This window comes from Vibrio sp. MMH1-50, assembly GCF_022347645.1.
Lineage (GTDB): Bacteria > Pseudomonadota > Gammaproteobacteria > Enterobacterales > Vibrionaceae > Vibrio > Vibrio harveyi.
In genome coordinates this window covers 100,260-123,521 of sequence record NZ_JAKRGG010000014.1, presented here as the reverse complement: position 1 = coordinate 123,521, position 23,262 = coordinate 100,260, and the positions used below count along the sequence as shown (strand labels likewise).

Annotated in this window: 21 protein-coding genes; 9 read left to right on the top strand and 12 right to left on the bottom strand. The window is 44.9% G+C overall.

Translation table 11 applies throughout. The features are described from left to right. Positions 1-312: 312 nt before the first annotated feature. Positions 313-1,275, top strand: a complete 963-nt coding sequence (locus tag MHO32_RS13055) for an integron integrase (RefSeq protein WP_029790024.1) — start codon at positions 313-315, stop codon at positions 1,273-1,275. A 60-nt stretch (positions 1,276-1,335) separates the two neighbouring features. Here MHO32_RS13055 and MHO32_RS13050 read toward each other — a convergent pair whose 3' ends face one another. The 8 genes from MHO32_RS13050 to MHO32_RS13015 form a co-directional block, all read right to left on the bottom strand. Next, positions 1,336-1,809 (bottom strand): DUF2947 domain-containing protein, encoded by a 474-nt coding sequence (locus MHO32_RS13050; protein ID WP_005445216.1) that lies wholly within the window; start codon positions 1,807-1,809, stop codon positions 1,336-1,338. A 13-nt stretch (positions 1,810-1,822) separates the two neighbouring features. Further along, positions 1,823-2,410, bottom strand: coding sequence for an HD domain-containing protein (locus MHO32_RS13045; RefSeq protein WP_239212402.1), 588 nt, complete (start codon positions 2,408-2,410; stop codon positions 1,823-1,825). Continuing rightward, entirely contained in the window at positions 2,411-2,995 is a 585-nt protein-coding gene (gene rimJ / locus MHO32_RS13040; protein WP_239212400.1) for a ribosomal protein S5-alanine N-acetyltransferase, read from the bottom strand. It abuts the gene before it with no gap. A 64-nt stretch (positions 2,996-3,059) separates the two neighbouring features. Then, complete coding sequence (gene tyrR, locus MHO32_RS13035) at positions 3,060-4,604, bottom strand: transcriptional regulator TyrR (protein WP_009698366.1); 1,545 nt, start codon at positions 4,602-4,604, stop codon at positions 3,060-3,062. 100 nt (positions 4,605-4,704) lie between these two features. After that, on the bottom strand, positions 4,705-5,745 hold the full coding sequence (locus MHO32_RS13030) for a YcjF family protein (RefSeq protein WP_199480009.1): 1,041 nt from the start codon (positions 5,743-5,745) through the stop codon (positions 4,705-4,707). Beyond that, a complete protein-coding gene (locus MHO32_RS13025; RefSeq protein ID WP_239212393.1) occupies positions 5,742-7,118 on the bottom strand; it encodes a YcjX family protein in 1,377 nt (458 codons plus the stop codon). Before MHO32_RS13025 ends, MHO32_RS13030 begins: the two co-directional genes overlap by 4 nt. Positions 7,119-7,275: 157 nt before the next feature. After that, positions 7,276-7,461: a hypothetical protein gene (locus MHO32_RS13020; protein ID WP_005433708.1), complete on the bottom strand. Its 186-nt coding sequence runs from the start codon at positions 7,459-7,461 to the stop codon at positions 7,276-7,278. Between the two features lie 223 nt (positions 7,462-7,684). Further along, on the bottom strand, positions 7,685-9,202 hold the full coding sequence (locus MHO32_RS13015) for a fumarate hydratase (protein WP_239212391.1): 1,518 nt from the start codon (positions 9,200-9,202) through the stop codon (positions 7,685-7,687). Between the two features lie 308 nt (positions 9,203-9,510). Between MHO32_RS13015 and pabB the strand changes: the two genes are divergently transcribed. Next, positions 9,511-10,875, top strand: coding sequence for an aminodeoxychorismate synthase component I (gene pabB / locus MHO32_RS13010; RefSeq protein ID WP_239212389.1), 1,365 nt, complete (start codon positions 9,511-9,513; stop codon positions 10,873-10,875). A 79-nt stretch (positions 10,876-10,954) separates the two neighbouring features. Here the strand turns inward: pabB and MHO32_RS13005 are convergent, their stop codons facing one another. Then, positions 10,955-12,655, bottom strand: a complete 1,701-nt coding sequence (locus MHO32_RS13005) for an ATP-binding protein (protein WP_026138239.1) — start codon at positions 12,653-12,655, stop codon at positions 10,955-10,957. A 6-nt stretch (positions 12,656-12,661) separates the two neighbouring features. Continuing rightward, positions 12,662-13,201: a heme NO-binding domain-containing protein gene (locus MHO32_RS13000; protein ID WP_009698373.1), complete on the bottom strand. Its 540-nt coding sequence runs from the start codon at positions 13,199-13,201 to the stop codon at positions 12,662-12,664. 113 nt (positions 13,202-13,314) lie between these two features. On the opposite strand from MHO32_RS13000, the gene MHO32_RS12995 reads away from it, so the two are divergent. The 5 genes from MHO32_RS12995 to MHO32_RS12975 all read left to right on the top strand — a co-directional run bounded on the left by MHO32_RS12995 (position 13,315) and on the right by MHO32_RS12975 (position 19,482). Then, positions 13,315-13,914, top strand: a complete 600-nt coding sequence (locus tag MHO32_RS12995) for a CoA pyrophosphatase (RefSeq protein ID WP_239212387.1) — start codon at positions 13,315-13,317, stop codon at positions 13,912-13,914. Between the two features lie 346 nt (positions 13,915-14,260). Beyond that, positions 14,261-15,514, top strand: a complete 1,254-nt coding sequence (locus MHO32_RS12990; RefSeq protein ID WP_005445192.1) for an aromatic amino acid transport family protein — start codon at positions 14,261-14,263, stop codon at positions 15,512-15,514. Between the two features lie 97 nt (positions 15,515-15,611). Beyond that, positions 15,612-16,973: an L-serine ammonia-lyase gene (locus tag MHO32_RS12985; RefSeq protein ID WP_005445190.1), complete on the top strand. Its 1,362-nt coding sequence runs from the start codon at positions 15,612-15,614 to the stop codon at positions 16,971-16,973. A 218-nt stretch (positions 16,974-17,191) separates the two neighbouring features. Next, the gene (gene tpdA / locus MHO32_RS12980) at positions 17,192-18,907 is read left to right on the top strand and encodes a cyclic di-GMP phosphodiesterase TpdA (RefSeq protein ID WP_005445187.1); all 1,716 of its coding nucleotides are present in this window, start codon (positions 17,192-17,194) and stop codon (positions 18,905-18,907) included. Between the two features lie 107 nt (positions 18,908-19,014). Further along, positions 19,015-19,482 (top strand): GNAT family N-acetyltransferase, encoded by a 468-nt coding sequence (locus MHO32_RS12975; protein ID WP_005445185.1) that lies wholly within the window; start codon positions 19,015-19,017, stop codon positions 19,480-19,482. Positions 19,483-19,542: 60 nt separating this feature from the next. Here MHO32_RS12975 and MHO32_RS12970 read toward each other — a convergent pair whose 3' ends face one another. Continuing rightward, a complete protein-coding gene (locus tag MHO32_RS12970) occupies positions 19,543-19,680 on the bottom strand; it encodes a hypothetical protein (RefSeq protein WP_005445182.1) in 138 nt (45 codons plus the stop codon). A gap of 257 nt (positions 19,681-19,937) precedes the next feature. Here MHO32_RS12970 and MHO32_RS12965 point away from each other — a divergent pair, with 257 nt between their 5' ends. Further along, positions 19,938-20,726 carry a response regulator transcription factor gene (locus MHO32_RS12965; RefSeq protein ID WP_005445181.1) on the top strand — a complete coding sequence of 263 codons (789 nt, stop codon included), beginning with the start codon at positions 19,938-19,940 and terminating at the stop codon, positions 20,724-20,726. 77 nt (positions 20,727-20,803) lie between these two features. Here the strand turns inward: MHO32_RS12965 and queD are convergent, their stop codons facing one another. Further along, positions 20,804-21,166, bottom strand: a complete 363-nt coding sequence (gene queD / locus MHO32_RS12960; protein WP_005376896.1) for a 6-carboxytetrahydropterin synthase QueD — start codon at positions 21,164-21,166, stop codon at positions 20,804-20,806. Positions 21,167-21,529: 363 nt separating this feature from the next. Here queD and MHO32_RS12955 point away from each other — a divergent pair, with 363 nt between their 5' ends. Beyond that, entirely contained in the window at positions 21,530-23,155 is a 1,626-nt protein-coding gene (locus MHO32_RS12955) for a methyl-accepting chemotaxis protein (protein ID WP_239212384.1), read from the top strand. Positions 23,156-23,262: the final 107 nt, after the last annotated feature.

Here is a 23,262-nt window from a genome sequence, read left to right as displayed (position 1 = left end):
GCCCTTTTCGCCGCTTTTCCAACCTATTACCCCGTCACTTTCACTCTTAGGCTACAACCACGTACATTCAGCCTGAGAGATCCGTTGCGGAAATAACGCTTTCTATACGGCTCTAAGCCATCTTTCAGGCACGCTACCGCCTTCTTTCATGCAAAAGAAAGTATGCATGCTAGCACTTATCTGCATGAAACAAATAGAAAATCAGTATGAATCTGTGTGCTCAACCACGCAATTAGACGGCGCAGGCGTGCCTAATTCGTTTACACACGCTAATTTAATAAGACTGTATAAATAACCAGTTAAAATTAAACAATGAAAAGTCAGTTTTTACTCAGCGTGAAAGAGCATATGATCTCACGTCACTATGCCAAGAAGACCATAGAAGCCTACCTATTTTGGATAAAGCGATACATACATTTCCACCAGCTAGCCCACCCTTCGAAACTTTCTGAAGATGATGTTGAAGGCTTTCTTAGCCACCTCGCGATTGAAGAAAAAGTGGCAGTAAAAACGCAGGCTCTCGCATTAAATGCTATCTCTTTTTTATACCGTGAATACTTTCAAATGCCACTTTCATTAAACATGCGATTTCAAAAGTCAGTGGCTGAAATGAAATTGCCAGTGGTGTTAACAAGGAATGAAGTACGCCGCTTTGTTCAACATATTGATCCACGATATAAACTCCATATTCAATTGTTATATGGTTCAGGGCTTCGAGTCATGGAATGTCTCCGATTGCGGATTCAAGATATCGATTACGATTATGGAGCAATCAGAGTTTGGCAAGGAAAGGGGGGCAAGAACCGGACAGTGACACTGGCAAAAGAGTTACATGAACCATTAAAAGCACAAGTAAACTTAGCAAGAGATTATTACCAAAAAGATCGTCATGTGGCAGGTTATGCGGGTGTAAATATAGCCGACGGCTTAAGTCGAAAATATCCTGGAGCCGAGCTGGATTTTAATTGGCACTTCCTCTTCCCTTCCACCAAGTTAAATGTCGACAACGAAACAGGAGAGTTTAGGCGTCACCATATCAATGAAAGCGCGATACAAAGAGCAGTGAAGCGAGCCGCAAAAGATGCAAGCATAGAAAAGTCAGTCACTTGCCACACGCTCAGACACAGCTTTGCGACGCACTTACTCGAGTCCGGTGCAGATATACGCACGGTTCAGGAACAGCTTGGGCATTCCGATGTAAAAACCACACAAATATACACGCATGTAATCGAGCGAGGTGCTGGCGGCGTATTGAGCCCTTTATCGAGCCTATAAAAAACAAAAGCCACCGAGTAAAACATCGGTGGCTTTAGCCATTTATGCGCGAAAGTCGTGCTAGTGGCGCTCTCCTAGCTTGACGTTTCCTTTGGAGTCAAACCACAGAGCTTGAGCGCGGCGACGACCAATCAAAATCGGACCATCGTCGTAGAACAAGAAATTCTTCCAGTGTTTTTTAAACGTTGACCACTTCGTCTCAATCACGTTGTATTTCTCATAGCAAAAGTACACGGTTACATCATCTTGCCAGTCAATAAACGTCGCCACTTCTTCTGGAAGTTCAGGTTCATCAGCTTCCCAAGCAGCCATCCAATCGACTTCTTGTGACCAGTTAGACTCTTTCATTGGCCAGTCTGATGAGCTCAAACGATCTGCATCAGGGCTTTGCGCACTGATGTTCTCTTTCCAGAACTGCGCGGCGCGAGCTTGACTCATTGGTTTGATAAACTCTAGGTCTTCTTCCGGCACTGGCATTGACTGGTGAGTAAAAATCCATTTTCTTTGGTATTCATCCAAAGGCAAATAAGACATTCAGTCTCCTTTCTTACGACTTCAACCAACCGTTCTCGGTGGCATCTTCAATCAGTTCTTTAGCCTTGTCCCATAATGTGACAGAGCCAAATTCAATTCTTTTATTGATGGTTAACGCTTGCTCTCGCGTCACCCCATTTTCTTTCCAACTTTGACCATCATTGTGGTAGTTGAGCAACATTGGAATAAGGCGGTCTAACGCCTTAGCGTATTTAGCATCATTACTTTGCGCGGCTTCAAATTCATGCCACAGAGCGAGCAGTTCTTCACCTTGATCGCTTGGTAACATACCAAACAAACGCTGAGCCGCTCTGAACTCTTTCTCTTCTTGCTCTTTAGACGCTGCAACATCATAAACAAAGGTATCGCCCGCGTCGATCTCTACCACATCATGAATAAGCAGCATTTTCATCACACGCGCAATATCAACTGGAGCATTAGCGTGCTCTTGCATTAAAACAGCCATTAGCGCAACCTGCCAGCTGTGCTCACCGCTATTTTCCAGACGTCCATCAGCGCTTTTTACTCGAGTGCGTCGAAGTACGCTTTTCAGTTGGTCTAGTTCTATCAAAAGCGCCAACTGCTTTTCCAGCCTTTCCATCTATCGAGCCTCTGCATTCCAATTCGGGTTAGTCAGCGATGTCAGCACATGATCTTGCCACTCACCGTTGATCAACAAATAATCCTTTGCGTAACCTTCTCTTTCAAATCCGACATGTTGCAAAACAGCTTCACTTCGCGTGTTATGCGGCATGTAGCCAGCTTGAATGCGATGTAACTTTTGTACATCAAACATATAGTCGCATGCCATTTTCAACGCGCGGCGCATATAGCCATTTCCTTGCGCATCTTCAGCAAGAGAGTAACCCACATTACAGGCATAAAATGGGAAACGGGTCAGGTTACTGAAAGAGAGCGTCCCGAGCATTTTACCTGATTCAGCGTGAACGAGTAGGCAGTAGTAGCCCAACCCCAATCTATGCAGCTCGTTCAGTTTTATCAACTTTTGTAGCCAGCCGTTGACAGAGTAAAATGCCTCTTCACGTTTTGGTTCAAAAGGCGCTAAATACTCTCGGTTTGTCTGAAAATACGCCGCAATCATATCGGCATCACCAATTTCTGCGGTACGTAGACGCAAGTCGCCGTCCAACTTGTGAACGGCGATTGAGGAGCTTTTATCTTCCATTACGAATGACAACTTCCATTTAATTTCGGATTAATTTTCGGATAGCCCAGTTTGTACGAATACCCTAGCTTTTACGAATACCATAATCACGCAACTTGTTCGCGATAGAGGTATGAGAGACATTCAATCGCTTGGCAAGCTTACGGCTTGATGGGAAAGATTGATACAAACGCTCTAAGATCTGCGATTCGTAATCACGCATGATCTCATCCAATGATCCATCAAGGTTCAAGGTTGCGCTACCTCCGCCCATTGCTTGCGGTTGAGGCAGATTAAAGTTATCCGCTTTTAGCAAATGACCTTCCATCTCAGTCAGCGCGCGAAGCACCATGTTATCTAACTGACGCATGTTACCGGGCCACTGGTAATTTGCTAACGCATCAACAAGTTCATCATCGAGTTCTGGTTTATCGATACCAAGCTGCTGAGCATGTTTTGTGACAAACAAATCCAGCAATGGTGCAACATCGTTCGAGCGTTTACGCAGCGGCGGGATGTTCAACGTTAGAACGTTGAGACGATAATACAAATCTTCACGGAACTTACCTGCTTCGGCAAGTTCGGCTAGGTTGTGCTTGGTTGAGGCAATAATACGCACATCAACATGCATCTCATCTTCTGCACCAACACGACGGAAGTTTCCATCTTGTAAAAAGCGAAGTAGTTTGATTTGTAAGTGCGCACTCATCTCGCCTATCTCATCGAGAAAAACGGTGCCGCCATTGGCTTGCTCAAAAATACCTTTATGCCCTTGCTCATGATTAAACGAGCCAGGTGCATGACCAAATAACTCGGTCTCCGCAACATCGTCCGGCATCGACGCACAACTCAGCACCATAAATGGCTTGCTCGCGCGTCCAGATCGGCTATGACATGCTTTTGCCAGCATTTCTTTGCCAGTACCAGTTTCACCCTCAATCAATAGGGGTTGGTCAAGCACTGACAGTTTTTTCGCTTGGTTCATCAACGCCTTATGGCGATTCGATAAACCAACAAAATGCTCGAATCCTAACTGGTTATGCAATGGCAGAGTTTCTTCTATCTGCACACCTTGCTGGCTAGAGCGAATAGTCATCAACGTACTAGCAAGAGTTGAGTTTTGCGCTTCGTCTTTAATGTAGACAGGCATCAACTCAAGAATGTAGTCCAAACCATCAATCACTAAGCTTTCACGAGTGCGGGCATTAACGCCTTCCGACCAACGAGAAAAACGAACACTCGGTAACAAAACTCCGATTTGAGTGCCAATCACATCTTGTTTGTGCTGACCAAGTAGAGACAATGCTGACATGTTCGCCATATCTACCGCACCTTTGAGGTCGATGGCAAAGACAGGATCTGGAAGATTATCTACCAAAGAGAGCAACTCAGTATTGTGGCGCTCCATTGGCATAAATTGGATTTTACGTACGTCTTTGACCCCCGGTATACGGCGGATTTCTGCCATTAGTTCGCTAAAGGTATCAAAATCAATATCAGGGCAGTTTAGGTAAATGATGCCACTAATATCAATTTCGATACCACGTAAATCGATGCTTTTAGACGCTAAAATATCGAGCAGTTCTCGGGTAAGACCGAGTCTATCTTCACAAAAGACTTCAAGACGCACTGAAAATATCCCAAATCACAACTGTCAGGAAAAGTTGACAGTAGTTTCTACCAAGCTTGGAATGGCGTCAAGTAATCCTCACCGTCAAAGGTGACATTGATTACGGTTTCATCGTGATTGATGCAACTTTCGCCACCACTTCTTTGCGAATCGCACCTAGTTTCACCTGACGCTCCGGATACCAAGGTAATGGACGAAGCAGTGCCATCGATTTGAGCCCTAGGCGCGCAGTCAAAATACCCACACCCAAACCCTGCCCTGCTCGCGCAGAGACTTTTCCAGCTAAATCCATCGACATCAGATCCATACTGGCATCAATCGCGAGCTCACTGGCACCTGCTGCTGCCATGTTAACGAACACTGCACGTAGCAGTTTGATGCGTGAAGCATACCCCAGCTCAACGCCATACACCTTCGAAAGATTGTCGATCATTTTGAAGTTACGCCATGCCACCAGCAACATATCAGCGGCTGCTAATGGGCTCACAGCCACCAACGCGGCAGATTCAGTTGCATGTTGCGAAACAATTTTGGTTGCGAGCTTGTCTTGCTGACTCACAACCATGGAATCATACATGTCTAGAATTTCGGCATCACTATGAGCTGGGTTTACGCTGTTTTTCCAACGATCAAACCCCGGGTTTTCTGCCAACACGCCGCTTTGCTCCGCCACTTTTTCACAAAAGGCTTTGCCCTTACCGACGCTTTGGCTATCAATAAGCCCTTCGCTTTCTTCCTGCACACTAAAATGATTGCGAAGTTTACGCAGCTTCCATAGCTCTTTGCCTAGTGCACCCAAACCAAAAGAAGCGATAGTGGTGATAAAGCCAGCCCAGCCAAGAGCAAGCCAATCAGCAGTTTGTACTGCGGTAACGACAGAATCGACCGCCTGCCAACCAACTAAACCGGCAAAGGTTGCAAAGAGCCCCGTTGTCAGCCATTTGCGACCCACTCTCGGGCGAATGACATGTTCAAACTGTAACTCTTGTTCTGTTTCATCCTGTTGCTCTTCAATCGCCACAGGTACGAAGGTTTCTTTTTCTGAAAACGTCTTTTGAGCCGTCAACTCAGGAGAAACACTCTCTTGATCACTTTGCATCACTTTTTCTGAGAAGACTTGTTTTTGTTTTAGTTCACTCATTTCAATTTGTCTCCCAATAGGTATTCCAATGCTTTGTCTAGGCGAATGTGTTTCATCGGCTCATCCGTTTCTGAAGGCATTGGACGGAAAGAAGTAAAATCAAAGCCACTGTTTTGCCAATAAGCGGTATTCGGCAGCTTCTTAGGGACTTCTCCCGGGAACATCGTCATTGGCTCCCCTTTTAACGTCGTGCCTTGCAGCGCGGGGACGGTTTTATCTCCGGAGGCAATAAAGCCTGACATGGTCGCTTGAATCGACGCAATGCTCATGCAGCTCATTTCAATATTCTCGTACGCTGCGGTTTGCCATGCTGGGTGGACCATTTGCTGTAACAATGACACTAAGTGAGGGTGCTGATCTGGGGTCACGTGATCCGCTTTCGTCGCAGCAAACAGAACTCTGTCGATCTTTGGTGAGAACAAACGACGCAAGAAGCTACTGCGCCCATACCGGAAGCTATGCATGATCTGTTCAAGCGCTTGGCGCATATCATAAAAAGCTTCATCACCCGCATTAAGTGGCTGCAAGCAGTCGACCAGTACGATCTGTCGATCGAAAGTAGCAAAATGATGTTTGTAAAACGCTTTGACGACCTTTTGCTGGTATTCATGGTAACGCGCTTCTAGCATCGCGAGGTTACTGCCTTTAGAAGGCTTTACCCCTTCGTCAACTCGACACGGGAAAAACTGCAGCACTGGCGCACCAGCAAGCTCACCCGGTAAAACAAATCGACCAGGTTGCACCCAGTGTAGCCCTGAGTCTTTACAAGCATGCAAATAATCTGTGTATGCATTAGCAACCTGCTCAAGCTGTTTTTCACTGGCTTCTGCATTCAAATCCACAGAATCAAGCGCCTCTAACCAAGGGTTGGCAAGTTCAAGACGCTGACCTTTTAGCGCATCAAACTGGGTACGAGACCAGCTTGCAAAATCCATATCAAGCAAAGGTAAATCAAGAAGCCACTCACCCGGGTAGTCAATGATATCGACGTTCAATACCGCGGTTTTGCTCAGCAGCTTTTTAGTGGTTTTGTTCGGTTTATATTTGAGTGCAAGACGAATTTCGCTCACGTCACGAGTCGGCACCGGCCATTGGGGAGGTGTAGCATGAATTTGACTCATTGCTTCGTCATAGGCAAAACGTGGCACCATCATGTTCGTTTGTGGTTCACGTTTAGCCCCAATCAGGCGCTTATCACGGGCCGCATTAAGCAGTGGCAAATTATCGTGTGTCGCAGTGTGCAGCAGTTGATTGACTAAAGAAGTAATAAAGGCGGTTTTCCCCGCTCGAGATAACCCAGTCACGGCGATTCGGACATTGGCGTCCATACCACGGCTGATAAAGTCATTCACTTCTTGCATTATTCTTTTCATACTTTTTATTTATCTCATCAATTTCTGCTACGCAGTGTAATTTTACCAACCTTAATCAAAGATGAACAAAGTATTCACGGCAAAATCTGACGTTTAAAAACGCAAAAGCCTCTGAGAACTTCAGAGGCTTCGGGGATCTTGATAACCAGTTTACACTCTAATCGTCTTCGATAAGCTTGTAGATAACAAACAGTGCAATCTCCAAAATCAACCACAAGACACAAGTGATGGTGACGTATTTTTCATCGAAGATACTGATGCCGTGAAGGATCAAGTCGTAGCCCACAAAGCTACCGATCACAACCGCAAGGACTATTTGTAGAATTTGAATAAAACGAGGCATGCCGTCTCCTAATCATGGTCAGCATAACAACAAAATTTGTTATGCCTATAAGTTTATATCTGATTATATAGACAAAAAGTGCAGCTTTCGCTGCACTTTTGTCAAATGTTTGCTAGGTAAATCAGCACTTTGTCACATTCTCTCGATTGAGACGCCTGCGCCTCGCCGAGTCAGACTCCGCATGACACAAACCTTGTGACCTGACAAATTAGCAACTCGTGGCTTACGCTTCCATCTCTTGGATTTTCACTTTCCACGTATCTGGACCAATTTGGTGCGCATTTACACCATTTGAGTCAACTGCTACGGTAACTGGCATGTCTTCAACTTCGAACTCGTAAATTGCTTCCATACCCAAATCTTCAAACGCCACAACGCGTGCTTTTTTGATCGCCTTCGCAACCAAGTAAGCCGCTCCACCTACCGCCATGAGGTAAACGGCTTTGTGGTTTTTGATTGACTCAACCGTAGCTGGACCACGCTCGGCTTTACCTATCATACCCATAATGCCCGTTTGCTCTAGCATCATGTCAGTAAACTTATCCATTCGCGTGGAGGTTGTTGGACCTGCAGGACCAACAACTTCATCACCCACTGCATCAACCGGACCAACGTAGTAGATGAACTTACCCTTAAGATCGACACCTTCTGGTAGACCTTCTCCCGCCTCTAGCATGCCTTGGATACGTTTATGTGCCGCATCACGACCAGTAAGGATTTTGCCAGACAGCAGAACGGTTTCACCAGTTTTCCACTCTTGGACTTCTTCTTTGGTGACCGTATCAAGATTAACGCGACGTGTGTTCTCGCCTGCTTCCCAAGTAATGTCTGGCCAATCTTCCAGTTTTGGCGGCGTCAACTCTGCCGGTCCCTTGCCATCAAGAGTGAAATGCACGTGGCGTGTCGCTGCACAGTTCGGGATCAAGCACACAGGTTTCGAAGCGGCGTGAGTCGGTGCAGTTTTGATTTTCACATCAACAACTGTCGTTAAACCGCCTAAGCCTTGAGCACCGATGCCAAGTTTGTTTACACGATTGAAGATATCAAGACGAAGCTCTTCTTCCGCATTTTGAGGACCACGGTCAATCAACTCTTGAATGTCGATGTGTTCCATTAGAGATTCTTTTGCCAGTACCGCTGCTTTTTCTGCAGTGCCGCCGATACCAATGCCAAGCATACCTGGAGGACACCAGCCAGCGCCCATACCTGGTAGCGTTTTCTCTACCCATTCTGCAATGTCATCTGACGGGTTCAGCATGACCATCTTAGTTTTGTTCTCAGAACCGCCACCTTTCGCAGCAATTTGAATTTCAACTTTGTCTCCAGGCACCATATTAATGTGCACGACTGCTGGCGTGTTGTCTTTGGTATTGATTCGCTTACCAGCAGGGTCCATAAGAACCGAGGCACGCAATGGGTTATCTGGGTTTGTGTAAGCCTGTCGGACACCGTCATCCACCATTTGTTGTACCGTCATATCGGTCGAGTCCCACTGGACGCCCATGCCGATGTTCACGAAACAAGTCACGATCCCCGTATCCTGACAGATCGGTCGATGACCTTCTGCCGACATACGAGAGTTAATTAGGATCTGAGCGATGGCGTCTTTTGCCGCCTGGCTCTCTTCACGGTGGTAGGCTTTTTCAAGGGCTTGAACAAAGTCTAGCGGGTGGTAGTAAGAAATATACTGTAGCGCATCAGCAACACTGCTGATGACATCCTGCGTGCGTATTACCGTCATTGCATGCCTCATTATTGTTATGCTTTGCTTCCATTATTGGCTTGGCTTCAATCGTGTTTGTTGAGCTTATTGCTCTTGATGAGCTTTGTTTTTATAAACGTTTATTTTTAAACCATGTTTTATAAACAATTGTCGAACGGCTGATATCGACACACGAGTAAATGAAGTCGCCTTCTTTTATAGTAAAACCACCTCCAAGCCTTTGTATAGAGGTAGTTTGGCTATACAAGGGTTTATGATACTCTTGCTGCCCATGACATGCCATGCAGTGAATGAACTCTTTGTCACAATTTAAACAAATGAACAACATGGATACGCAATTGCTTGATTTTAAGGCATTGGATTACGCCAACGACCTCGCTCTTTCGCTATTTTCCCGTATTGAAAGCCAACCTTGGGTGATGCTTTTACGCTCTGCCTCGCAGACGCACATCGATAGCCGGTTCGACGTATTAGTCGCAAACCCAATCGCTACCCTTGAGACAGTGAGCAGTGACACACAAGTCACCACATCAAACGAAAACTACGTTTCCCAAGATGACCCATTTTCTTTGCTAGAAGACCTTCAGCAGCGGCTACTACCACAGGTTGAAGCTGACACGAAATGGGATGTACCGTTTGTCGGTGGCGCACTGGGTTACTTCAGCTACGATTTAGGTCGTCGAGTCGAATCCATGCCTGATCTGGCAGACAAAGATTTGCGTACTCCAGACATGGCTGTAGGTTTGTATGAATGGGCGCTGATCGTTGACCACAAGCTAAACAAGGCGTGTATGGTCGGCAGAAACATCGAGCAAGCATGGCAATGGCTCAATGCGCAATCGAGCGCGGATGTTGAAGACTTCAAGCTGATTAGCGACTGGCAATCCAATATGACGCAAGCGTCCTACGCTTCTCGTTTTGAGCGTGTGCAACAGTACCTACTGAGCGGCGACTGCTACCAAATTAACTTAGCACAACGTTTTAACGCCGCCTATCAAGGCAGTGAATGGCAAGCTTACAAAAAACTGGAAGAAGCAAATCAAGCGCCTTTTTCCGCGTTCATTCGTATGCCTAAATCAGCGATTATTAGCGTGTCACCAGAGCGTTTTCTAGAGCTTAGAGATAACGTTATTGAAACCAAACCGATCAAAGGCACTCGTCCTCGCAGTCAAAATCCACATCAAGATTCCGCCAACGCGTTTGATTTACAGACCGCAGAGAAAGACCAAGCAGAGAACTTGATGATAGTCGACTTACTTCGCAACGATATTGGTCGGGTCGCGGCACCAGGTAGCGTACATGTACCGAAGCTATTTGATATTGAGAGCTTTCCCGCAGTGCATCATTTAGTGAGCACCATTCGGGCCAACTTAGATATTCGCTACTGCGCTGCAGATCTGCTTCGTGCATGTTTTCCCGGCGGTTCGATCACTGGTGCGCCGAAAGTACGGGCAATGCAAATCATTGAAGAGTTAGAACCTCATCGACGCAGCGCTTATTGTGGCAGTATTGGCTATATTTCCCGTCATGGGCGTATGGACACCAGTATTACAATCCGCACTTTGGTCGCAGAAGACAAACGGCTCTACGCATGGGCTGGTGGCGGTGTGGTCGCAGACAGTGACTGCGCTGCAGAATATCAAGAGACCCTGGATAAGCTCTCAAAGATACTACCAGCGCTCAAATCATGAGCAAAAAACCTCAATCGAAATAAACAAAGCGGCACTGCAACATAACCGTGCCGCTTCTCTTTATATGTTCTCGTGCTCTCTATTCGTCTAACCACTTACACATCATCTGCTCAATATCCGCAGCAGTATATGGTTTAGTTAGGATGTCATCCATCCCAGACTCCACGCACTTTTGTCTTTCCTCAAGGGTGGTGCCTGCTGTTAGTGCAATAATCGGTCTGTGAAAGCCATTTTCTCGAAGGTGTACCGTTGCTTCATAGCCATCCATTTCCGGCATCCGACAATCCATAAAGATCAATTCGTAATCTTTCTCTTTCACCGCATCAAGCGCTTCTAACCCATTGTTTTTCAAATCTGGAGTAATATCGAGCTTTTTCAGCATTTGAGTCACAATCACTTGGTTCATGCGAATATCATCCACCACCAACACTGAACGCCCGGACAGATCTATCTGATGACCAATTAAAACATCGCCAGCCGCTCTGCCCTGTGCTTGTCCTTGTTTCAGTGGCAATTTGACTTTAAAGATAGTGCCCTTGCGCGGCTCACTGACAAAGCTGATTTCGCCGTCCATCAAATCAACCAAATTCTTACAAATCGCAAGTCCAAGCCCAGAGCCTTCAAAACTTCGCTTGGTAGAGCGGTCGGCTTGCACAAAGGGGTCAAATAAAGCTTGCTGCGCTTCCAGCGGGATACCAATCCCAGTATCTTCCACTTCAAACAGAGCGCAGCCATCGCTCCATTCGACACGAAGCACCACACCTCCAAGATTGGTAAACTTAATCGCATTACCAATCAAATTGACCAGAATTTGCGTAATACGTTCAAAGTCTCCAATCAAGTACTCAGGAATACCCAACTTCTTATCAATAGAAAAGTGAATGCGCTTTTCCGCAGCTTTGGCTGCAAATACGCCGGTCAAAGCATTTTCTAGGTCTTTCCAAGCAAATACTTTGTTTATGATTTCCATCATACCCGCATTCATCTTACTGAAATCGAGCAAGTCGTTAATAATAACGCGTAGCAAATCGCCTGATTGACTTAGATTACCAAGGTATTGAAGCTGCTCTTCCTCCAAGGGGGTTTTACTTAACAGCTCCGCGCTGCCGAGCACACCATTTAATGGCGTTCGCAACTCATGGTTAATCATGGCAACGAATTCTTTGGTCGCCTTTTCCGATGCTTCGGCACGCTTACGTAATTCAACTTCGCGTTCTAGGCTCAAGTGACGGCTAATAACGCCATGAACTAAATCAGACACTAATACCATTTGCTTGGAAATGAATTCTTGGTCAACTTGTTCAAGATCCACGGAAAACACAAGCTCGCCTAAAATCATTGAATCGATAATAATTGGCAGGTAAAGCTTCTGCGCTTGCCAGCGAGGCTTGGCATCGATGGGCGCATCATGAGCAAGATTAAGATGACCAAATTGATGACGACGCAACGAAGATAAATGCGTATCGCTCAAATACAGGTACGCACCCGACACAACCGAATTAGATGTCAGTTGCTCCAAAAAGCTGGCAATCATGGTTTCATCAAAGGTGCTAGAAAGGAAGGTACGACCAAACTTAATCAACGTGGCATCGATTTGCTCTTCAAACTCAAACTTGCGCAAGTCGTGCTCTGACTGCATTTCCAGCTTTTTTAAGGCTACGCTCAGTTGCTGATTCGCCTCGTACAACTCTAAGCTTTTTTGCTCCAACAGTGTTTCTGCTGCTTTTCGCGATGCCACTTCTCGTTTGAGTTTCCTTTCTAATGAGGAACTTCCTGTCATATTGCCTTATTGAGCCTCCAGCCAAAAACGAACTTGGCTTCCATCTTGCGACTGATTTTGGTGCTTAATGATCACCGTTTCATCAAAGTGAGTGGCACAGCCTTTAATTAACCCCACACACACATGCGCCATGCAGCGCGCACTCCGATAATCGAACACCATCTCCGATTGAGTTTCACTGATAAAGTCAAATTGCGGTGGATTGGCATCTGGATAAAGCTTTTTCACTTCCACGTGAATAAAGTCTTCCACATGACGCACAAATTGAAACGTAGTGGAGCATTGCTGCAAGCTGGCATGGTTTGGGATTGATTTGAGCAGGTTTTGAAACACACACTCACCAAACACTTCTTGTAACTGCTCCGGTGGAATGTTGGATATTTTGCTGAGGTTGACAATCAACTTGACCAAATCACGATGATCATAACTGCCGACCGAGGTGTAGATGCCTTCATCATTAGATAAGTCGAGCACTTGGTCCAAAACTTCCAGACCAAACTTCTCTTCCACTAACTCCATGAACTCTGTGAAAATAATCCCTTTCATCGTCTTCAACTAACCTTATAGTGACGCCTTAAAATAAAGAATGGTGTATAAAGGTATAACTTTCAAATTAATATGCTTCAGCACACAGGTGTTTTCGGTAAAAGGATTGAGCATTGGTTATTGATAAATCGACATTACTGCAGAACTTCCAACTGCAAATGCCCACAGGCTATCATCGTGAGTCTTTGGGACGCTTAGCGCACTTAGAATCATTGAAGTTGAGAGAAGCGGCCGTATTGATTGGCTTTGTCGAACGTGAACAAGGTCTGCAAGTGATTTTGACCAAGCGTGCCGAGCACTTAAAGCATCATCCAGGGCAAATCAGTTTTCCTGGGGGCAAATTTGAAGATGACGATCAAGTACTTGTAAATACCGCCCTTAGAGAAGCAGAAGAGGAAATTGGTATTCATCAAACAGATATAAGGGTGTTTGGTCAGTTGCCCAAGCTACCTACTATTAGCCAGTTTAATGTGACGCCATTTTTAGCCTTTGTCTCACCAGGCTATTCGACTCAGATCGACCCAAACGAAGTCGCCGAGGTTTTTGAGGTACCAGCAGACCATATTTTGAACCCCAAAAAGCTTTACAGTACAAAATTCAAACTAAAAAACACCAGTCACCGTGTGTTTGCAATCCCCTATCAACAGCATTTCATTTGGGGAATGACAGCACAAATTATCGAATCGATGCAAAAACACATCATTTCTAACTAACTGTCTTATCAATGATAATCTTGCTTCTATAGCAAATATCATGTGCATCAATATTAATAAAAGGTTATTTTTCAAACATTCGTTCACATTAGTTTAATTTGGATTTTATATCGCAAACGCTTGCGGTGAGATAAATTTATACAATCGCCCCTTCAGATAAGTTTTTCTAATTTTACTCATTAGCAATAATCACGTGTAGCACGCCGTTTTCGTGATAAAAAGCAGGTTTTTGACATATCATTCAATAAGCTCGAGCAATACATGATTTAGATCTAATTTTCCTAGTGCAAAATCTTGCAAAATTGCTCCCGACTTATTTCCTGTTCCCAAAATGAGTAACTCAAAAATGAATACAACTACTTCTGCGGCTTCGACCGCACAATCGTCTAGTAAGTTTTCTTACAAAGACTTCACTTGGTGTCTGTCCCTGTTTGGTACAGCAGTAGGTGCAGGTGTACTTTTCCTTCCTATTAAAGCAGGTGCTGGCGGTTTCTGGCCATTAGTTATCCTAGCGCTAATCGCGGCACCAATGACTTGGTTCGCACACAAATCTCTCGCTCGTTTCGTACTTTCTGCGAAAAACCCTGAAGCGGACATCACTGACACAGTAGAAGAGCACTTCGGTAAAACTGGCGCAAACCTTATTACTTTTGCCTACTTCTTCGCTATCTACCCAATCGTACTTATCTACGGTGTTGGTATCACAAACACAGTTGACTCTTTCCTAGTCAACCAAATGGGTATGGAATCTATTCCTCGCTGGCTACTGTCTGGTGCACTTATCGCAGCAATGACAGCAGGTGTAGTATTTGGTAAAGAACTAATGCTGAAAGCAACATCAGCAATGGTTTACCCACTAGTATTTATCCTACTAGCACTTTCTTTCTACCTAATTCCTGATTGGAATACATCAATGATGGAAGTATCACCAAACTGGGGCGAAATGCCGACCATCGTTTGGCTAGCAATTCCAATCATCGTATTCTCTTTCAACCACAGCCCAATCATTTCTCAGTTCTCTAAAGAACAACGTCGTGTATACGGTGATGACGCAGTGAAGAAAACTGACGCTATCACTGGTGGCGCAGCAATGATGCTTATGGGTTTTGTAATGTTCTTCGTATTCTCTGTAGTACTTTCTCTATCTCCAGAGCAACTAGCATCTGCGCAAGAACAAAACATCTCAGTACTGTCTTACCTAGCTAACGTTCATGAGTCTCCACTTATTTCTTACATGGGTCCTCTAGTAGCGTTTGCGGCGATCACTTCTAGCTACTTTGGTCACTTCCTTGGTGCGCACGAAGGTCTAGTAGGTCTAATCAAATCTCGCTCTCAAACTCCTGTCAGCAAGATTGAAAAAGTATCGCTACTGTTCATCGTAATCACAACTTGGATCGTTGCTATCGTTAACCCAAGCATCCTAGGCATGATTGAAACAATGGGTGCACCGATGATCGCGGCAATCCTATTCTTGATGCCTGTATTCGCAATGCAGAAAGTACCAGCAATGGCGAAGTACAAAACTTCAGCACCTGTACAGATTTTCACAGCAATCTGTGGTCTTGCGGCAATTAGTTCTGTAATCTACGGCGCTCTTTAATCACTGCTGCTTTATTTAGCGTGATTAATCCAAGAATATAACGATAATAAAAAGCCTCCCAACTCTCCTTGGGAGGCTTTGTTCTGAGGTAATCGATATGATTAGTGTTTTTGACATCTATAAAATCGGTGTTGGTCCTTCAAGCTCACACACTGTAGGTCCAATGAAAGCGGGTAAAGAATTTATTGATGATCTTCGTGCAATGGGAAAACTGCGCGACATCACTAAAATCACCGTTGACGTTTATGGTTCACTATCACTGACAGGGAAAGGTCACCACACGGATATCGCGATCATCATGGGTCTTGCAGGCAACTCCCCTGAGAAAGTAGATATCGACTCTATTCCGGGCTTTATCGCTCGCGTAGAAGAAACTGAGCGCCTACCTGTTGGCATGCACTGTCATACAGTATCGTTCCCGAAAGATGGTGGTATGAACTTCCATACCACTAACCTTGAGCTACACGAAAACGGCATGCAGATCCACGCTTGGATCGATGACGAAAAAGTATACTCAAAGACTTACTACTCTATCGGCGGTGGTTTCATCGTTGATGAAGAGAATTTCGGTAAAGAAGTAGAGAACCCTATCAAGGTTCCTTACGAATACACAACGGCAGAAGAGTTAGTTCACCAGTGTAAAGAAAGCGGTCTTTCTATCAGCGCACTTGTGATGAAAAACGAACACTCTCTGCACTCTGATGAAGAGACTCGTACATACTTCGCAAACATCTGGCGCACAATGCGCGAATGTATGGATCGCGGTATGAACGAAGAAGGTATTCTGCCTGGTCCACTACGCGTACCTCGTCGTGCAGCAGCACTTCGTCAGCAACTGCTTACTTCTGAAAAGACAACTAACGATCCAATGTCGGTTGTTGACTGGGTAAACATGTTCGCTTTCGCAGTAAACGAAGAAAACGCTGCCGGTGGTCGCGTTGTTACAGCACCAACGAACGGTGCGTGTGGCATCATCCCAGCGGTACTGGCTTACTACGATAAGTTCATCCAGACAGTAACTGAAAAAGATTACATCCGTTACTTTGCGGCTTCTGGTGCAATCGGTGGTCTTTACAAGCGTAATGCATCTATCTCTGGTGCAGAAGTTGGTTGTCAGGGCGAAGTTGGCGTAGCGTGTTCGATGGCTGCAGCTGGTCTTGCTGAGCTGATGGGTGGTAGCCCTGAGCAAGTATGTATGGCAGCAGAAATTGCGATGGAACACAACCTAGGTCTAACTTGTGACCCTGTAGCGGGTCAGGTTCAGGTTCCATGTATCGAGCGTAACGGCATCGCGGCAGTAAAAGCGATCAACTCAACTCGTATGGCACTACGTCGCTCATCTGCACCTACGGTTTCTCTGGATAAGGTTATCGAAACCATGCTAGAGACCGGTAAGGACATGAACGCAAAATACCGTGAGACATCTCAAGGCGGTCTAGCAATCAAAGTGATTTGCTAATCCTCCCCTCTCAATTGAAAAGCCCGAGCACATTGCTCGGGCTTTTTTTTCGTTTCTGCATTCTTAATCCGCCGAAATACAACTAGATTGAGCTTTATAAAAAAATCTAAAATGGTCACTATATCCAGAAGTTTAGGATATGCCCGTAGAAGGTCACATACCTGATACATCAATATTGATAACGTATTCAAAAAATTAATCCTGGAGCGCAATAACACATGATTAGGTTTGAACTCGGAAACCAAATCTGCGTTTGCCTGACCGAAAAAGAACTTTCACTACAGCTCAATCATTCCATCCACTCTTCTATTCCTGTAAACCGAATCGAATATTTGATCCTTAGCACCATCGCCGCTTTTGGCAGCCTAAACGCGCCTATTAGCCAGAGGAAAATCGAAAAGAAGTTATCAGCGCAACATCATTTGATGTTGCCGGAAAATGGATTTAAGAACGCTGTTGCGTCGGTACGAAAGAAGTTCAGGCAACTGACAAAGAATCACGTAGAGGCACCTAAGTCTCTGATCGAAAACATCCACCGAAAGGGATATTTTGTGCCATACGATAGCCAACATGCACAAAAAGACGGACTTCTGCAGCAAGCGCGGATCCATCAACAAGCGACACACAGCATAAGAAGAGCAATAGGCATCTGCTTACGCAGTCGTGCGCTGTACTTGAATCTACTGTTTTTTCTCGTTTTTACTATCATCTTGTATGTTGCGATTTGCTTTTACACAATCAGTACGATTGTCAGGCAAAACTATTTTGATGATGCGATGGACTTTGCCCATGATCTGGCACAGCGTAGCTGCTTTGAGCATGAAGACCGCTTACGTGGTTTGTTCGATAATATCCAACTGGTCGAGTCCGCCTTAATGACGGACAAACACAATATTCGTTGTTTGGTGACACCAGAAGCCGTCGTGCCGGTCAACGAGAGAGACCGCAACCTTTGGCTCAATAACGAAAGTTACACCACGCATTCATTTTTCTTTGACGGCGCAGAAGTGTTGGTGCGAGTGAAAAACATCAATCTAGCGAATAGCATAGAGAGCCACATGTCGCGGATGTTTTTGTCGGGAATGAAAGTGTGTACTAACACCGGTACAGCGCTCGAAATTGGCGATACCCAGGGCAACTCGTTTTTATATAACGTCAATGATAACGGCTACAAAGAGATCTATTACGTATCCGGACCGATCACAAGCATCCTTGTTTTGAGCTTTATACTAATGTTTATTACCAGGCATAAAAAGCTGCGTTCGCTGGTCTCCTACCTATGGGCAATTCGTCAGTTCACCCTAAAGCTTGAACCTATCCATAACACATCAAATCGGCAAAATATTCACTATGAGGTACTGTCACGTTTTAAAGTTAAAAACACTCAGCGATTTATTGAACGTTTGATTGCCAATGGCTTACTGATCAATCACACCTTACTGGTGATAAAAACCGTCTATGGCGACGCAAAGTCATTACTCGCCCCCCTCAGCATCAACGTATGTCCTTCTCTTCTCATTGGGCGCAATTTTACGCGTCTTTATCGTCAGTTGTCCCAGTTAGACTGTACACTGCTGACCATCGAGATCACGGAAAATGCCTCGATGTATTACACGCGCGAGATATTTGACAACATCAGTAAGCTCAAACAGCTTGGTTGTAAAATCAGCATTGACGACTTTGGTACTGGGAATAACAATGTTGAGCTGATTAGCCACATTACTCCGAATTACCTGAAAATTGACCGTCTGTTTGTCATGAACTTAAAGCAAGACGACAAAAAGGTTGAAACTCTGCGCCAGCTAATCGCGATGGGACACACTTACCACTGCACAGTGATCGTAGAAGGTGTTGAAACTGCAGAATGCGCGCATCTACTCACCACTCTTGGCGCGCACATCCATCAAGGGTTTTATTACCCATTGTGCCGCTAGCGGCTTCTATTTATTGACAAAATCTGCACATAACCAGATTGCGTACTTTTTATATCCACAACTATAATGGCGGTATCGACTTTACCGCCTCTAAATAGATTCAGCACATGATCGCTATTAAACCAGCCAAGCTGAAAGATTTTGCCAGCTTGATGCAAATGGATGTGCACGACGATCAAAAAGGATTTTTCAAGCCCTTTGAACAGGCTTACCAACAACGCGCCAAATCGGAAGTGTTTTACACCATATTCCACGACTATTTGACTGTGGGGTATTTGGTGATTGATAAAGCATTTGCTCAACATGCGCCTTTTGCTAAACGTCATGAACTTGGGTTGACCTACCTCATGATTGATAAACGCTTTCAGCGCCAAGGGATAGGCAAAGCGACGCTGCAAAAGTTGATGGTGTATGGTTACGCTATTGATGCCGAAAGCAACTCGATATGTGCGACGATCACCAGCACCAACCAAGCGGCGATCAAACTGTTTGAGACAACTGGGTTTGAAAATACGCAAAAGACCATTTACGACGCTCAAGGTAAAGCGCTGATCATGCGCCATGCATTGAGTTAAGTCGAAAACAAACCACCGAAATAAAAAATGGGCAGTCTATATTGGACTGCCCATTTCACTTTAAACTGCCATGACTTCAGCTTGCCAGCCATAGCCAATGTATTCTTTCGCCAATTCTTCGGCAACAAACGTCGATACTACGACTTCCACCCACATGCTATGTGATCCCGCGCGATAACGCAGTTTCATCATCTTCATTGTACACCTCTCCGCAAGGTGAAAGAGGCTTAACTTGCTCGCCATTCACCCAAATGATAATAAAAAATGACCGTATCCATGCAGTTGGAGCCCTTTGCCCATACGTGCGTGAACTCTCTCCTTGAGATAAAATGGATACCGTATATGTGATTCGAAAAACTTCGAATTATTGCGGGAGCAATTTTGCAAAATGATAGGGCAAGGGTGTAGAGTAAAAATACTGCATTTATAAAAAACGATAAGATGGGCCAACTTTTATGGGCAGTGATATAGGTAACACCACCAAATCCACCAGTTTTGATGCGTTGATGATACGTCAAGCGAAGCTTTTAACGTCCGCACATGCTGACGAATGTGAAAGCTACCTCAAGCAGTTTATGCTAGAAGCCATGGAATGGTTTGAAATCGATCGTATGACAATGTTTCCCAACTCCATGCTGTTTTTCAATCAAGGGAAAACGCTTTCTGTTGCTCGCGAGCCACACCAAGTTCTGACGACTAAGCAAGTCGGGGTCGAAGATGGCGAACGCTACCTGCGCTTAATTGGTAATTCTGAGAAAACCCAGTTTTTCGATAAAAACGCTTTAGCCAACAGTGATGTAGTGGTATTGCGCATGCTGTCAGCACAAGGCGCGTGTTGCCATTACACTATTCCACTCGTCCAATTTGGTCAGCGCTGGGGCGGTCTCTCTTTTACTCTCTTTGGTAGCAACAGTTGCGGCTTATCCGAAAGCCAGCTTGAACAGGTTAGCTTCATCTCTCATATGTGGCTGTCCTTTTGGCAACATTCAAAGCTACATCGTAGTTTGCACCGTCCAGACATGAAAACCGACCAAGAAAATCACCGCATGCTACGTTTGAGTCACCGTCAATGTGACGTGCTGGGTTTGCTGGCTAAAGGATTATCAGCAAAAGAAATTGCCACAGAACTCAATCTAAGCCCAAGAACGATCGAATCTCATAAATATCGGTTGCTAGACATGCTAGAGCTGGATAGTCATGCAGATTTAGTTCAGTTTGCACTGAGAAATGGCATAGGCTATTAAACGCCCACTAATAAATTCTTGATAAAGAAAAAGGCAAGCCGTTTGGCTTGCCTTTCTTGTATGCATGCAGAAGACGATTACTCACCTTTGTAAATACAACCTGCGGTACACGTCTCTTTGATCTCTACTTTACTAAGCAGAGGTAAGCTTGGCTTAAGTTGTTGCCAAATCCATTTTGCTAGAACTTCGCTGGTTGGGTTTTCCAGACCTTCAATGTCGTTCAAATAGTAATGGTCGAGACGGTTGTAGATAGGTTTGAATGCGGCTTTGATTTCAGCAAAATCTACAACCCAACCTGTATGAGGGTCTACTTCACCTTCTACATAAAGACGAACAAGGAAAGAGTGTCCATGTAAGCGTCCACACTTATGACCTTCAGGTACGTGTGGCAAGTGGTGTGCCGCTTCGAACATAAACTCTTTGTACAATTCTGTTTTCATCTTGATTCTCAGGCTTTAAAAAGACACGCAATACTAAGGAATTCACCCTTTAATGACAACCTTTATCAATAGCGCCCGCTATGAATAGCAAGGCAAACGATAAAGCAGTAAATCATGACGTATTGAAATTGAAAACACGGGCGCCATTATCTAACCAAGTAGAAAATTTTTGGCATTAAAAGATCTTAAAAAAACACCGTGCCGTTTTTTTGTCACCACGTCAAAGTTTTGATTACACACCACTTACATCACATTTACATAACCACAAAATGTTTGGGGTCACATTCAGTTAGCCAATTCATCGCTCAAGTGCAACTAACCTCTTAATATTGTGGGGTTCGTTCCAATAACACTTATAAAAATATGCGCTCAACTATTACCTTTAAACTCCTACTCGCCCTGATCGTCGTGTTCACATGTGTTCTTGCCGTGTCCACTGGGTATCAGTACTACCAACAAAAAACACTTATTAATGATGTACTAAGCGAACAGTTACACGACAAAGCCAGTAACTACTTCGACAGCTTAAACATGATGATGCTGACAGGCACGATGTCGCAGAAAGAGACACTACGACAAAAAGCGCTGGCACAGGAAGGCATTGAACAAGTACGCGTGTTGCGTGCCGATGCCGTGTCAAAGTTTTATGGTCAAGGGCAAGCCAACCAACAACCTCTCGACGACATCGATCAACGGGCACTGAGCGGAGAATTGGTCATTGAACCCATCAGTGCTGAATGGGGTAAGGGCTTGGTCGTCGCTCTACCAATGAAATCAAGTGAGGACTATCGAGGCACAAATTGCGTGTCCTGCCATATTGCTCCTAAGGGCGAAGTGCTTGGTGCTATTCGTCTTGAATACAACATGAGTCACGTCAACACACTGATTAACAAGCAAGCCGTGTTTGCGATGGGGATCATGTCAGTGATCGCATTTGTTGGCTTCCTCATCACTATGGGACTCATCCGAAAAATCATCGTCCGCCCTATTCAAAATACATCACGCTTTATGTCTAACGTTAGTGCCAGTAAAGATCTCTCCAAGCGTTTGTCAGGCACACAAAATGATGAAGTCGGTCAATTGTCGGATTCCATCAATTCGTTTATGGATACTGTGTCAGAGAGTTTAGAACGCGTTCGAGATACCTCCCACTCTCTTGCAGACTCAGCAGGAAGGCTGACTGATGTAGCTCAATCGACCGATGAAGCTGCTGATAATCAACAAGTCGAAACCAATGAAGTGCAAACCAATATTACCGATATGCTTGAGCAACAAAGCGTGGTGGAGCAAGCGACAGTCGATGCGACAACCTTAGTTAACCATACCGTTGACGTTGCAACCACCAGCGCAGGTCAAGCCCATCATGTCAGCGAAGACATCAAGCACCTTGTGACCGATATTGATAAAGTGCGTGAGAACATTGCGACGTTAAACCAACAAACTGATGAAGTATCATCAATTCTTGGCGTGATAAAAGGCATCGCTGAGCAAACCAATTTATTGGCGCTTAACGCCGCTATTGAAGCCGCCCGAGCCGGAGAGCAAGGTCGTGGTTTTGCGGTAGTTGCCGATGAAGTGCGCAATCTTGCCTCTCGCACCGCCGAAGCCACCAGTAATATTGAGACGATTATTTCTCAGTTCCAACAAGGCAGCGAAGAGTCGTTAACATCAGTCGATACAGTGTGCGAGTTTGCTCATCAGCGCTCAGTAGATGTCGAAGCATTGTCACAGACCATGCACAATATGGTCGATGAGATGCATCAAGTACTTAAACACGCTGAAAATATCCAACATCAGACACTAACAACATCTGGGGTAAGCAAGCACATCCAAAGCAAAGTTGACACCATTACCTTACACGCAAACGAGACCTCACAATCGGCATCACACACTCGCGAGATCAGTGTCGATCTGGAACATCTTTCAGAGCGTTTGGAGTCATTACTTAACCAATTTACCCTGTCAGAGAGAGCGCAAGAGAATAAATAAGGAAATTCTCTCCTTCAAATTGAATATAAAGGTTGAAGCTGACGATTTGACAGGTAATATGTTTCGTTGAATCTAAAAAATTCTATCCAACTCAACACTTCGCTTGT

Excerpts from the sequence above, each read along its gene's own strand:
- tpdA (WP_005445187.1), top strand. The coding sequence starts at position 17,192 with ATGATTAGGTTTGAACTCGGAAACCAAATCTGCGTTTGCCTGACCGAA.
- MHO32_RS13045 (WP_239212402.1), bottom strand. The coding sequence starts at position 2,410 with ATGGAAAGGCTGGAAAAGCAGTTGGCGCTTTTGATAGAACTAGACCAA.
- MHO32_RS12955 (WP_239212384.1), top strand. The coding sequence starts at position 21,530 with ATGCGCTCAACTATTACCTTTAAACTCCTACTCGCCCTGATCGTCGTG.
- MHO32_RS13005 (WP_026138239.1), bottom strand. The coding sequence starts at position 12,655 with ATGACAGGAAGTTCCTCATTAGAAAGGAAACTCAAACGAGAAGTGGCA.
- MHO32_RS13030 (WP_199480009.1), bottom strand. The coding sequence starts at position 5,745 with ATGAGTGAACTAAAACAAAAACAAGTCTTCTCAGAAAAAGTGATGCAA.
- MHO32_RS12965 (WP_005445181.1), top strand. The coding sequence starts at position 19,938 with ATGGGCAGTGATATAGGTAACACCACCAAATCCACCAGTTTTGATGCG.
- rimJ (WP_239212400.1), bottom strand. The coding sequence starts at position 2,995 with ATGGAAGATAAAAGCTCCTCAATCGCCGTTCACAAGTTGGACGGCGAC.
- MHO32_RS12990 (WP_005445192.1), top strand. The coding sequence starts at position 14,261 with ATGAATACAACTACTTCTGCGGCTTCGACCGCACAATCGTCTAGTAAG.
- pabB (WP_239212389.1), top strand. The coding sequence starts at position 9,511 with ATGGATACGCAATTGCTTGATTTTAAGGCATTGGATTACGCCAACGAC.
- MHO32_RS13055 (WP_029790024.1), top strand. The coding sequence starts at position 313 with ATGAAAAGTCAGTTTTTACTCAGCGTGAAAGAGCATATGATCTCACGT.
- MHO32_RS13025 (WP_239212393.1), bottom strand. The coding sequence starts at position 7,118 with ATGAAAAGAATAATGCAAGAAGTGAATGACTTTATCAGCCGTGGTATG.
- queD (WP_005376896.1), bottom strand. The coding sequence starts at position 21,166 with ATGAAAACAGAATTGTACAAAGAGTTTATGTTCGAAGCGGCACACCAC.
- MHO32_RS13015 (WP_239212391.1), bottom strand. The coding sequence starts at position 9,202 with ATGACGGTAATACGCACGCAGGATGTCATCAGCAGTGTTGCTGATGCG.
- MHO32_RS13000 (WP_009698373.1), bottom strand. The coding sequence starts at position 13,201 with ATGAAAGGGATTATTTTCACAGAGTTCATGGAGTTAGTGGAAGAGAAG.
- MHO32_RS13050 (WP_005445216.1), bottom strand. The coding sequence starts at position 1,809 with ATGTCTTATTTGCCTTTGGATGAATACCAAAGAAAATGGATTTTTACT.
- MHO32_RS12970 (WP_005445182.1), bottom strand. The coding sequence starts at position 19,680 with ATGAAGATGATGAAACTGCGTTATCGCGCGGGATCACATAGCATGTGG.
- MHO32_RS13020 (WP_005433708.1), bottom strand. The coding sequence starts at position 7,461 with ATGCCTCGTTTTATTCAAATTCTACAAATAGTCCTTGCGGTTGTGATC.
- MHO32_RS12975 (WP_005445185.1), top strand. The coding sequence starts at position 19,015 with ATGATCGCTATTAAACCAGCCAAGCTGAAAGATTTTGCCAGCTTGATG.
- MHO32_RS12985 (WP_005445190.1), top strand. The coding sequence starts at position 15,612 with ATGATTAGTGTTTTTGACATCTATAAAATCGGTGTTGGTCCTTCAAGC.